Origin of the sequence: Clostridium sartagoforme (assembly GCF_004794105.1) — a bacterium.
GTDB lineage: Bacteria > Bacillota > Clostridia > Clostridiales > Clostridiaceae > Clostridium > Clostridium sartagoforme_B.
This window is the reverse complement of sequence record NZ_SRYR01000010.1, coordinates 46,319-58,625: the sequence shown is the minus strand read 5'-3', so window position 1 is coordinate 58,625 and position 12,307 is coordinate 46,319. Positions and strand designations below refer to the sequence as shown.

The window sequence follows — 12,307 nt, the reverse complement described above, 5'->3', positions numbered from 1 at the left end:
TTTATATAATGCTTGTCAGAATTAATAATAATTTTTCTTAAAATAAGTTTCCATACCATTACTAACAATATATGAATCTTTTGGTACTTGCTTTAATATTAAAAGTATATTTAAACAATCTACAGAGGAACCCATAGCATTAATTAAAGATAAAGAAATTGTGAACCCATTTAACAGCCCCAATAATTTTAAGATAAAAGGTAATACAATTGATAACAAAATGAATGGCATAATAGAAATAATAATATATCTACTTTTCTTAATTATTTCAGTAGTGTAGACAAATGCAAATACTCCATTAATCCCCCAATATACTTTATCTGATTTCAATCCATTCGGTATAAAAATTCCATGGATAAACTCATGAATTATCATGAATAATATAAAAATACCAATATATAATAATGAAACTAAATCTAACTTAATACTAATACTGAAGGTATTTCTATTTAAAATATTCTTCATATCTGGATGCAAATAAAATGAAATTGTCATGGCTATTATCCCATTAATAATCATTAGTGGAAATGAAAATAGAATTGTTTTAGTTATACTAGAAGGTTCTTTAAGTCTTGCCCATCCGTCTAAAATTAACTCTTCGCTAATTTTCTTATCTGTAGAAGGTAAGTTTTTTATATATTTCATTTATAGTAATCCTTTCTAGACATTAATCTCTTTATACCTAATTAATATTACTATTAATATATCCATTATTACTCTTAATGTAGTTTATATTTCTAACAACAAACCTTATAAATAATATAAGTGAGATTGCTGTAACTATTCCTCCTGCTATAAAATAATATTTAATATCAGCACTCGTGATTGTTTCTGTTTGCTCATGTAAAGTTCCCATAAAATATGAATATGAAAGCATTATTCCAGCAATTAAATTATTAATAAAGTGAAGAGTCATAGATGCCAAAATATTTTCATACTTCCTATATAATAAGCAACAAGCAATACCAAAGGCGGCAGCTCCAGCTATTCCAAAAATATCATGACCAATTGCAAATATTATAGATGATACAATTGCAGCCATAAAAAAACTTAATCGCTTTGACATTCTATTAAATAATATTCTTCTAAATACTATTTCTTCTAAAACCGGCGCTAGTACCACTATTAAAATTATATATAAAATTAATTGAATTAAAGTAGATGGATTTCCACTAGTATCATTGACAATTGCTAGTGCTTTATTTACATTAAAAATAGCTGTAAATCCTGTACTTAAATAAGAAAGACCCATTGATAATAAAATTTGAGTTATTACTACTTCTATCATTTCTCTTCCGTTAAACTTACCTTCAAAATCATTGTATCTTTCTTTTACAAGATTAATATTTACCTTACCTATTTTTATAAATACAAGTAAAATGCCTAAGAACATTAAAAAACCAAATGTTACATCACTGTACTCAGAGGTTTTGTTTGTGGATATATTTAACATTTCCATAATTATAGCTACTACAATAGGCATAAAAAACCATACTAATAGAACTTTCCAAATTTTAATTTCCTTCATAATTATGTATTACTCCTTAAGATTATTCATTTACAACAATATCAATACAATTATATACTAAATAACCATATAATAACATAATAATTTTAAATACATAAAAAAGACTGTATAATATGATAAAAATCATTATTAATACAGCCTAATGTTAAATTATTTATTATAAATATTACACTCTTCTTACTTTTACTATAAAATAAGAGCTGAATTAATCAGCTCTTATCTTATTAATAAATTTCTATACCTTTTCTATTTCTTTACTCTCAATACTACCTTGGTTTACTACACTCATAATCTTCTTTGTTATTTCTTCTTCATCACCTAAATAGTGCTTGTCTAAAATATTAAAGTTATCATCAAATTCATATACTAATGGAATTCCTGTTGGTATATTTACTTCTAAGATCTCATCTTCTGAAAGATTCTCAAAGTATTTTACTAGTGATCTTATTGAATTTCCATGTGCTACAATTAATACTCTTCTACCTGATAGCATGTCCTTTTTAATAACATCATTAAAATAAGGTACAACTCTCTTTATTGTATCCTCTAAGCTCTCACAAAGTGGGAGCTCATTTTTATCAATTCCTCTATATTGCTCTTGAATCTTAGGATTTTGACTACTTGTTTCATCTAAAATAGGAGGTTTTACAGAAAAAGATCTTCTCCATATTTTAACTTGATCTTCTCCATATTTTTCTGATGTTTCAGCCTTATTCAATCCCTGTAACGCTCCATAATGTCTCTCATTTAATTTATATGATTTTATAACAGGAAGCCATTCCCTATCCATTCCTTCTAGCACAAGATTTAAAGTATGAATAGCTCTCTTTAAATAAGAAGTATAGCAAATATCAAAATCTAATCCATTTTTCTCTAAAAACTTTCCTGCTGATTTTGCTTCTTCTATTCCCTTTACTGATAAATCTACATCACTCCAACCAGTAAATAAATTCAATTTATTCCATTCACTTTCTCCATGTCTTATAATAACTAACTTCATAAGCCTCATTCCTTCCCTTTTATAAATAGTCAGGATTGTATTGAAACTAATATGAGTATCTATGTTGAATGCTCATAATACATCTTCTAAGATGAACATCCTATACCCCCTGCTCTTTAACTTTAATTATAGTCTTAATAATTTTAATAAACCAGTAAACTTTTTCTAATTCTATATAAAACTCCCATTTATTAGCTATACTATTGAACATTGCGTAAATTAAAAAAGGTAAATTCCATTTTTATTTATAAACAGAATTTACCTTTTTAAATTATATTTAAAATAAAGTTTTAAATTTATAAACTGACTTTTAATATCCTAAATGTTAATACTCTTCCCTTTTTACCTTCTACCTTCTTATCTTCCTAGCTTCCCGTACTCTCATATCTCCTCATTCCTATAAGCCAAATTCTATAAGCAACAAAGATAGACCCAATAGCTACAACAATAGTTAATAAAACTCCACTAACAAAACTTCCCTTACCTAAAAAGTAAGCACTTGGGAAATATCCTGTAAAAGCAAAAGGTATTATAAAAGTTAATATCCCCTTAATCCAGCCTGGATAAATAGTAGTTGGATACTTAACAAAAGTACTTAGCTGATATACCATAAAAAGATAGCTTTGAGCAAACTTAACCCAAAATGCTAATGAGGTAACTGCTAGCTTTATGGCTGTATAAATAAAACTTGCAAAAATAATAACTACTATTAATAAAATCACCTTTAAGGCAGTAACTTCAATACCAAGTTTTGTCCATGAAATTATTAAAATAATAGTTCCAATAATTATTTCCCCAAATCCATCTGGCTGAAACTTTTCTACTATAACTTGAAATAATGGATTTAATGGCCTTACTAAATATTTATCAAATTTACCTTCTACAATAGTCTGCCAACTAAATATCCAAAGCTGATCTGTAAATACGTGGTCTATCCCCCTTGGTATTTGTGCAAATCCATATATAAATAGTATTTCATAAAAACTCCACCCCTGAAGACTTGGTATAGTATTAAATATTAATCCAATAAAAATAACCCCTACACTTTGTACAAAGAAAAATCCTATAAGTCCTAAAATAAAATCTGCTCTATACTCTATTAAGGTTTTGATATACTGCTGTAAAAACTTTAAATATAACTTAAAATACCTCTTCATATATCCTAACCTCCTAAAATAGTTAAGTTCTTAATTAGAGATTTCCACATAAACTTACTTACTACCATAAGTATTACTATCCAAAATAATTGTAATCCTAAAGCCCACAAAATTTCACTTCCATTAATCTTACCTAAATAAATCATGGTAGGTGTATATATTGAAGAACTAAAAGGTAAAAGCTTTGTTATTGCCTGCGCCCATCCTGGAAAAAATGCTATTGGAATTAACATTCCTGATAGTAAATTCACTACTGATTGCATTATTTGTGATAATCCCCACATATTCGTTATCTTAAAGGATATCAATCCAAATATATAACTGTAATAGAAGTTTATAAAAATCCCCATTATAACACTAAGAAGATATATTAATATTCCCCCAAGGCTTACATATCCAAAAAACTTATAAAATAGGAAGGTAGTTATAGAAAATCCTCCTATAAATATGACTATGAAATTATAAAAAACATTCCCTAAACCTTGAAAAAACATTCTTCTTTCATAATTTAATGGCCTTACTAAATTTATTGCTATAGAGCCATCCTTTACTTCTCTTGAAATATCATAACTTATATCTACACTTATCATTATTGAAGTTATAAATGATATAAAAATGTAAATTATCATTTCATTAAAACCAAATCCATTTAAAATATCTCCATCAGCACTTCCATATATGGCTTTCCATAAATAATAAGTTACGGCTAACATAAAAAAATCACCAATCATAAATATAATTACATTAGCCTTATAGGAAATCAGTCTTTGAAATACATTTCTTGTGAAAGGAAGGTAAGGCCTTATCCCCTTAATTTCTCTCATAATTAAACCTCATTCCTATACATCTTCTTAATAATATCCTCAATTCCAGTTTCCTTAACTACAAAATCAATAACACTGAATTCCTTCATAACCCTTCCTATAACATCTGCTGAAGATAATTTATTCTTATTAAAGGTAATATATAATTTCTCATCTTTAAACTCAATATTAGAATCATCATCTTTTATATCCTTAAATATATTGAAGTTTTCTAAATCCACCTCTTCTTTTACTAGAATTTCAGCTATGGTTAAATAACAATATTTTTCTTTAAATACTTGAAGATCACCATCATATATTTTTCTACCCTTATCAATTATGATTATCCTACTACAAAGCTCCTCAATATCATTTAAATCATGAGTAGTTAATATAATAGTTGTCCCATATTTTTCATTAATCTCTTTTATAGCTTTACGAACCTTCTCCTTTACAACAACATCTAAACCTATTGTTGGCTCGTCTAAGTATATAACCTTTGGATTATGAATAAGTGCTGCAGCTAAATCTGCCCTCATCCTCTGACCTAAAGATAGGGTTCTAACTGGACTTAAAAAGAACTCTTCTAAACCTAATACTTCTTTTAAAAATTCCATTCTCTCTTCAAAATCTTCCTCACTAACTTCATAAATATCCTTTAATAAAGTGAAGGTTTCTGATATAGGAAGATCCCACCATAGCTGAGTCTTTTGTCCAAAGACAACCCCTATATTTTTCGCATTCTCTTCTCTATTTTCATAGGGTATTAATCCATTAACCGTTACTGTTCCGCTACTTGGGGTTAAAATCCCCGTCATCATCTTTATAGTTGTTGATTTTCCCGCACCATTTGCACCTATGTATCCAACTATCTCCCCATCATTAATTTCAAAATCAATAGAGTCCACCGCTTTTTTTATAGTGTATTGCGTTGAAAAAAATGACTTAATTGCACCTTTAAACCCTGGATACTTCTTGCTCATCTTAAATTCCTTACTTAAATTCTCTACCCTTATCATATTTGTAGTTCCTTCCATCTATTATTTATTAGAAGTGCTCTATTTTACGATGGATGCATCCTCTTCTATAATAACTCTATAGTATTCAATTTAATCTTTCAATAAAACTACACAATATTAAACTTGAGAAATATAATGGAAATCTATATGTTTTAAATCATTTTTTTCTATATTATTTCACACTTTCATACTAAATTTACTGATTAAAATTATTTTTTTATCTCTCAAAATATAATACTAATTGCAAGCATTCTTTATATTATTAGATTTTTATATTTATCTATAATCATCTAATGATATCTCATAATCAACTGTTATCCTTATTTCTCATAATTGATTTTTCTATTCCTCAATATTTGTAGGAACTTTTTAAATTACTACTTTTCCATAAGTCACATCAATATAATGCCTGCTTCAAGGAATTTTAAAGCATATTAATTTTTATTTCTTCAAAACTTTCTCCTAGAACATTTTCTATTGATTTATATATATCATCAGTATTTCTCATATCCTCTAATAAATTAATTATAAAATTATCCCCACCTTGTTCAAACATGTATTTCAGTAGATATTTAGAATATAGATAGTAGTTTCCAGCATTACCCTTGTTAAAATTAGAGTCATCTTTAACATCACCAACAGAAGGAACTATATTAAATTCATTTACTTCAGGTCCATAATATAATACCTCTAGGTACGTAGATAAGCCTTCTATAAACCATTTAGGAAATTCAGTTATACTTCGTGATTCATCTTTTAACTCTAGTTCCAAAGCATAGTGTACATACTCATGAAAAATTACACCTTTATATTCATTAAGTGAATTGGATTTTGATAATGACTGAAGAACTATGTTCCCTGTAAGTTGGTCGAAATAAGCAACTGTATCATTACCAATATAGCTATTTATTTTATTGATATCATTTACAATAACAATATTTACTTCCTCATTTTTGAATTTACTAAAATATTTTTCTAATTTATTATTATTTGCAGAAGATATTACCTCTTTGACAATTTCTATGCTTTCTGAATAATCTCCTACTCCATAATAAATATTTAAGTTATCTTCAGTAATAACATTATAACCCTCTGTAATATTATTACTATTTTGAATAAAGGTATCTCTAACAATTTCTTCTTTTTCCTCATTGCTCTCAGATTGAATTAATGCTAGTTTTTTATCTAATAAATCTTCGCCATCCTTAAGACTATTAAAAAGTGTTTTGTTGAAGTTATTAACATTAAAAAGTGGTAAGATAAACATTAAACTTGAAAGAATAATAGCACCTGCTGATCTTCCACCAAAATATTTAAAATTAATTCTTTTACTGATAAGTTGATAAATTCCCAAAGAAGCTATTGTAAGGCATATTAGGAATAACACAACTCCCATCCATTCATAGTAATTCATAAAAAACATAATTAAAATACCTATGATACCTAAAATAGAAATAATTATATATAAACTTATAGTGACAAAAAATTGGATCACTTTTTCTTTCATAATATTACCTCCCTTAATCATGACTAATAATCTACTTATGATAGATATATCTCAATTCTATTTAGTTTAATAAACCACTAACTCGCATAATAATACTATCACGAATTAATCATAACATATTTTTCCAATGCTTTGTTATTCCATTTTAAAAGAACAATTTTATTAATCGCTTCTAAACATTTTCTATTACGCAATATATTTGAATTGCGCACTAAAAAGTACCGTATATTCTTTTTAATAATACGGTATTTTCATAATATATTAAAATTATTCATTTATTCACTAATTTAACTTCATAAAAAACAATAGCTATCAGTTAAATTACCACTTTATATTCTTGCACTTTTCTTTAATAAAATCTTTAAAAGAATTTATCTCTTTTTTATTTAAGCAATTTTTTGAAACATAAACTTGTTGACTAGATCCTGTAAACAAAACATACATATTAGAAGTTTCTCCAAGTCTTATAAAAGAATCATATTCTAACTCAATTTTTGCTGATGTAGTTAAATTATTTATAATTACATTATCTTCATTAAAAATAGTCTCAATTTCAATACTATTTGTTTTAGAAATTTCTTCAATCATCTTTATATTAGTTTTTTGAAATATTCTTCGAACATAAAAAATAGCCCAAATTACTATAGTAGCTGTAAGTGCTGTAGTGACTCCGTCTATTATAATGGATGTATTAGACAATATCAGTCCTAAAACAATGGACGATAATCCTATTAAGCTACATACAACATATAATATTATAGCAAACTTCTTCTTTTTAGGACTTACAGCAAGTACCTTTAACTCTTTTATGGTCTCTTCATTTAATATTGTGTTAGTTTTAAACATATTAATCCCTCCCTATACCAACTCAAATCTAAGTATAATTTAATACTATTCCGAATTTATTATAGCATATTTTGGTAAATACCGTATTATTCAATTTTCAAATAACAAATTTCATTATCTAATTCGCAATATATTCAAAGTCTTATAATTGAATTTCGAACAAAAAAACACCGCATATTCTTTTGAATAATACGGTATTTTCACAATTTAATCTTTAATTTTATATTAGTAATATATTAAAATAATTCATAGAAACTACTATCTTCATATTCTTCTATAATCATACATATCACTATTTATATTTAAAACTTTATCGGATATTTTAATAGTAGTGTCATCTAACCATATAACTCCAACTAAATTATCATTAATATCGCTAGCATTAACTTTGTCCCAATAAATAATCTTTGTATTTTTATTTGAAATTAAAGTCTTATTGGGTTCAATGTAAATTTTCTCAACTAAGAGCCCCATAATATATGCTTCATCACTATCTTCATCTAATTTTAGTATTTCTATCCTAATCTCATATTTATTATTAGGAGAATCAACCATTTCCCCATGAAAAGTATAATTGTACGGAGATAAATCTATTTTATAAAATTTATTATAAATTACTATTATCCCTGAAATAATTATTAATATTAAAAATAGTGATAAAAATATTTTTCTTTTCAACTATATCACCCCATTATTCATTAATCCTAATCATAAATTACTACCTTACTCAAAAAATCTAAAGACTAAGTGTCAATTTCCTATTAATAAAGTTGTTTGTTAATAAAGTAGCTCACCTTATATACTACTATGAATTAATCGTAACATATTTTGGTGAATATCCCGCTATTCAATTTTAAAAGATAAAATTATCTTAGTTAGTTCGCAATATATTCAAAGTCTTATACTTGAATTACGAACAAAAAAAATACCACATATTCTTTTTAATAATACAATATTTTCATAATTTAATATTTAATTTTGTCTTCATAATATATTAAGATTGTTACTTATAAAAATTAAATTCCTAAAAAATAATTAAGAAAAATAATTATTCCGATAGATATCCAAAAGATTATTTCTACTGCTTTATTTTTATTTGTCGATCTATTCATTAAAACCAATGAAGTAGCAAATGGAATGTACACTAAACCTTTGCCTATAAGTCTTATGTCTCCGACAAATATTGCTTTAATTGTTCCTATAATTACTGAAATCAATAAAATATATGTTATAACTCCCCATATTTTTTTCACTTTATTTCCCCCTATATATATTAATTAACATTTATTGTATTACGTGTTTTTCTATCTTTTAAATCCACTAAAAAAAATCACTCCATCCAACCAAGAATAATAGTGCTTTTTTTCTATTAAAAGGATTATTCATACTAATTTTTATCCATCTTTACTTTTCCATTTACCATCAATATTCTAAATATCCTATAGTTTTAAATATTATATGTATTAAAATTCATATTTTTCTATAGCCTTAACAAGTATCGGAAACCCATTTGATAACACTTGCCCACTTTCTATATATCCTCGTTTTCTCCAGAAGTTTAAAGCTGGTCCATAAGCAATAACGTAAATTCCATTTATATTTAATTTAAGAAGCTCTTGTTCAGCATAATCAGCTAAAACACATCCTAATCCCCTTTTCCTCATAGAATGTATTACTCCAATTTCTACAATTGTTCCATGTCCAGGTATTTTACTAAAATTATGACCTTCAATATCTTTCATCCAAATTACTATACCAATAAAAATATTATCAAAATATGATAAAGCACCAAATAGTTACTTTTCTTGAATTAAATTAAATAATTTTTTTATAAATTCATCAATTTTCTCTTGTTGAGTATCTGTATATTCACCATCTCTATAATATTCATTCATAAAATAATGAAATAATCTAAAATTATCTTGGTTTATCCCTTTAAATTCATACATAATAATTCCCCTTACAATTTGGAATTTATAAAAGTATCTATCCTTTTATTTTTCGTAGTCTACATATTCAATAAATATTATTATACTATTAATTCATATATGCATTGTTTCTCCATTCCTTTATACCATCCAAAATAATCTTTTGGTGCATCAATAATTTCTATTAATTTAGAACCCAATCGTTCAATTATTTTTCTTGAAGCTACATTAGATTCGTTACAAGTTAAATTAATTGATTTCACATCATGATCCATTTATTCCCTATGTATATATTATACCTAAATATGGTATAATTCTAAAGTGATATTTTGAAATCCGTAGAGGATGGCTACGGTGGTTGTACGTATTCCCACCTTGGGTTATTGGTGATATTCATCATAACTTAAGGGGGTGGTATTGGATATGATAATTGCTTTAATAATTGTATTAATATTTTTATTAATAATTATAATAAAAGCTTTAAGTTCAGAAACTAAACTTTTAGAATTTGAATTTAATATAGGTATTAAATGTTTTAAATTAAGTTTTAAAACAAATGAAAAAAGCACTCCATCCGACCAAGAATAGTTGTGCTTTTTCTCAATTAAAATAATTTAATTAAATCCAATAGCCCTAAAACTAAAAACGTTCTAAGGATTGCTTAGTGTTCTCAGCACTAAGCTTTTCTTATTTAGCTATCATAAGTTTGATTAACTAAATCAGAGATTTAGAATCTCACTTATATTATATCAATTTTTAATAAAAAATAAACATAAATAATTTTTCCCAATAAATTATTTAAAAATTTATATCTTGAATGCAATTGTTATACTCTATTTTCATAACCCATAAATATTATAAAATAAATCTTTATTTCTAAGACTCTATAAAACTCCATCTAAGGTTATCTGCCACAATAAACGAAATCATACCATCATCTAAAAGTTTATTTCCACATGGATTATCAGGATCAAAACAATCATTACCTGCACAAACTATATATTCCTTATGTAAAGCTAAGTAACATGAAAAAAATATCACAAAAGTAATTATCTATATATCCAATTAAATTAACTCTTCTTAATCCACTAAATTTCATCTCTAAGGATTTTTTTATACTTTTAACTTACTCTTCTAATATAAGAATCCTTTTGTTAGTTGCATCAAGTCTAACCTCACATCCAATAGGTAAAGTTATCATAGGATGAGTATGGCAGCAATCAAAGTCAGCTAAAAATGGGATCTTAACATCTCCCATAACCTCTAATAATATCTCATAAGGTTTTCTTCCAGTTTTATTATCATTAAACAACTCATGTTTACCTAAAATTATTCCTGATATCTTATCAAAAACTCCACTTAATTTTAATAATGAAAAACTTCTTTCTATAGTTGCACAATCCTTTAATGAGTCTTCTATAAAGAGTATGTCTCCTTTTTTAATTTCAGGCATATATTCAGTTCCCCAAATTCCCATCATAGTATTTAAATTACCACCAATTAATCTTCCTTCACATACTCCATCATTAACTGTAATCAAACTATTCTCTACTGGAGCCTTAGACCTATCTTGAGTTTCCCAATTAATATATTCATCTGTCCAAAGCTTAGGCATTTTAACTTCATAAGGATATTGTATTTCATCCATAAGTATATTTTTAAAATACTTATAAGTTTCGCTAACATAAGGCTCAAGCTCTCCAAAAGAAGCTACTAAAGCTGGTCCATAATAAGTAGAAATCCCTGTTTTTGCATAAATCCCCAAAAGTATAGCTGTAACATCTGAGTATCCAATTATTATTTTAGGATCTTTTTTAAAGGCTTCATAATCTATATATGGAAGTAGTGAATTAGAATTCATTCCTCCTATAGTTGACATAATACATCTAACATTAGGATTCCTTATAAGACTATTTAACTCTTCTATTCTCTCCTTTATGCTTCCTGATCTATAGTAATCACTTTTCCCTGTTAAAGAGCCTTTAACCACTTTGAATCCTTTATCTTCTAAATATTCAATAGCTCTTTTTGTTCTATTAGGAGATGTTTTCGTTATTGCTGAAGATGGTGAAAAAACACCTATGCTATCACCTTTCTTTAAGGTAAATCTAGTCCCCATTTTAAATACCCCCTTAGCAAATTATTTTGTATTAAATAATGCTTCTATATCCCTTAACCCTTGTAAAACCTCTTCTTTAGAAAAGTTATTTTCTCTTAATTCCTCGTCACTTTTCTCTGATAACTCTTCATAAAAATCAACTGCAATTTTATATATAGCTTCTGTTTTACTCTTTTCAATTTCGTCAAATAAAAGATCTTCTGCTTTACTATATTCCTTCTTAGATATTAAACTTTTTAAAATTATACGAAGAAGTTCAGATGACCCATCATTTTCTAAATTCACTAATAACATATTATCCTCCTTTTTATTAACTAAAGCCTTGCCAATATTTCTTGAAAGTTCATTAATTAATCTTTCTATATCCATTAAATTTCTCCAATACCCTAAACTTAAATTT

Annotated in this window: 17 protein-coding genes; 1 reads left to right on the top strand and 16 read right to left on the bottom strand. The window is 26.3% G+C overall.

Going from position 1 to position 12,307, the window contains the following annotated elements; translation table 11 throughout:
- Positions 1 to 21: 21 nt before the first annotated feature.
- The 13 genes from E5347_RS13985 to E5347_RS16950 all read right to left on the bottom strand — a co-directional run bounded on the left by E5347_RS13985 (position 22) and on the right by E5347_RS16950 (position 10,063).
- Positions 22 to 645, bottom strand: a complete 624-nt coding sequence (locus E5347_RS13985) for a DUF3267 domain-containing protein (RefSeq protein WP_136007850.1) — start codon at positions 643 to 645, stop codon at positions 22 to 24.
- A gap of 37 nt (positions 646 to 682) precedes the next feature.
- Positions 683 to 1,528, bottom strand: a complete 846-nt coding sequence (locus E5347_RS13980) for a CPBP family intramembrane glutamic endopeptidase (RefSeq protein WP_136007849.1) — start codon at positions 1,526 to 1,528, stop codon at positions 683 to 685.
- Between the two features lie 235 nt (positions 1,529 to 1,763).
- Positions 1,764 to 2,528, bottom strand: a complete 765-nt coding sequence (gene gpmA / locus E5347_RS13975; RefSeq protein ID WP_136007848.1) for a 2,3-diphosphoglycerate-dependent phosphoglycerate mutase — start codon at positions 2,526 to 2,528, stop codon at positions 1,764 to 1,766.
- A 365-nt stretch (positions 2,529 to 2,893) separates the two neighbouring features.
- The gene (locus E5347_RS13970; RefSeq protein ID WP_136007847.1) at positions 2,894 to 3,685 is read right to left on the bottom strand and encodes an ABC transporter permease; all 792 of its coding nucleotides are present in this window, start codon (positions 3,683 to 3,685) and stop codon (positions 2,894 to 2,896) included.
- 5 nt (positions 3,686 to 3,690) lie between these two features.
- Entirely contained in the window at positions 3,691 to 4,509 is an 819-nt protein-coding gene (locus tag E5347_RS13965) for an ABC transporter permease (protein ID WP_136007846.1), read from the bottom strand.
- A 2-nt stretch (positions 4,510 to 4,511) separates the two neighbouring features.
- Positions 4,512 to 5,507, bottom strand: a complete 996-nt coding sequence (locus E5347_RS13960) for an ABC transporter ATP-binding protein (RefSeq protein WP_136007845.1) — start codon at positions 5,505 to 5,507, stop codon at positions 4,512 to 4,514.
- A 424-nt stretch (positions 5,508 to 5,931) separates the two neighbouring features.
- Positions 5,932 to 7,014, bottom strand: coding sequence for a hypothetical protein (locus tag E5347_RS13955; RefSeq protein ID WP_136007844.1), 1,083 nt, complete (start codon positions 7,012 to 7,014; stop codon positions 5,932 to 5,934).
- A 321-nt stretch (positions 7,015 to 7,335) separates the two neighbouring features.
- Positions 7,336 to 7,860 (bottom strand): YcxB family protein, encoded by a 525-nt coding sequence (locus tag E5347_RS13950; RefSeq protein ID WP_136007843.1) that lies wholly within the window; start codon positions 7,858 to 7,860, stop codon positions 7,336 to 7,338.
- A 264-nt stretch (positions 7,861 to 8,124) separates the two neighbouring features.
- Entirely contained in the window at positions 8,125 to 8,538 is a 414-nt protein-coding gene (locus tag E5347_RS13945) for a DUF5412 family protein (protein ID WP_136007842.1), read from the bottom strand.
- A 338-nt stretch (positions 8,539 to 8,876) separates the two neighbouring features.
- Complete coding sequence (locus E5347_RS13940; RefSeq protein ID WP_136007841.1) at positions 8,877 to 9,113, bottom strand: hypothetical protein; 237 nt, start codon at positions 9,111 to 9,113, stop codon at positions 8,877 to 8,879.
- Between the two features lie 210 nt (positions 9,114 to 9,323).
- A complete protein-coding gene (locus E5347_RS13935; RefSeq protein WP_136007840.1) occupies positions 9,324 to 9,602 on the bottom strand; it encodes a GNAT family N-acetyltransferase in 279 nt (92 codons plus the stop codon).
- Between the two features lie 54 nt (positions 9,603 to 9,656).
- Complete coding sequence (locus E5347_RS16955) at positions 9,657 to 9,809, bottom strand: hypothetical protein (RefSeq protein WP_168354978.1); 153 nt, start codon at positions 9,807 to 9,809, stop codon at positions 9,657 to 9,659.
- An 80-nt stretch (positions 9,810 to 9,889) separates the two neighbouring features.
- Positions 9,890 to 10,063: a hypothetical protein gene (locus tag E5347_RS16950; RefSeq protein WP_168354977.1), complete on the bottom strand. Its 174-nt coding sequence runs from the start codon at positions 10,061 to 10,063 to the stop codon at positions 9,890 to 9,892.
- Positions 10,064 to 10,205: 142 nt separating this feature from the next.
- On the opposite strand from E5347_RS16950, the gene E5347_RS16945 reads away from it, so the two are divergent.
- Complete coding sequence (locus E5347_RS16945) at positions 10,206 to 10,376, top strand: hypothetical protein (protein ID WP_168354974.1); 171 nt, start codon at positions 10,206 to 10,208, stop codon at positions 10,374 to 10,376.
- Positions 10,377 to 10,664: 288 nt separating this feature from the next.
- Here E5347_RS16945 and E5347_RS16940 read toward each other — a convergent pair whose 3' ends face one another.
- From E5347_RS16940 to E5347_RS13925, 3 genes are all read right to left on the bottom strand, one after another.
- Complete coding sequence (locus E5347_RS16940; RefSeq protein ID WP_168354976.1) at positions 10,665 to 10,829, bottom strand: hypothetical protein; 165 nt, start codon at positions 10,827 to 10,829, stop codon at positions 10,665 to 10,667.
- An 85-nt stretch (positions 10,830 to 10,914) separates the two neighbouring features.
- Positions 10,915 to 11,907, bottom strand: a complete 993-nt coding sequence (locus E5347_RS13930; protein WP_136007839.1) for a S66 family peptidase — start codon at positions 11,905 to 11,907, stop codon at positions 10,915 to 10,917.
- Between the two features lie 21 nt (positions 11,908 to 11,928).
- A complete protein-coding gene (locus tag E5347_RS13925; protein WP_136007838.1) occupies positions 11,929 to 12,276 on the bottom strand; it encodes a DUF6483 family protein in 348 nt (115 codons plus the stop codon).
- Between the last annotated feature and the right edge of the window lie 31 nt (positions 12,277 to 12,307).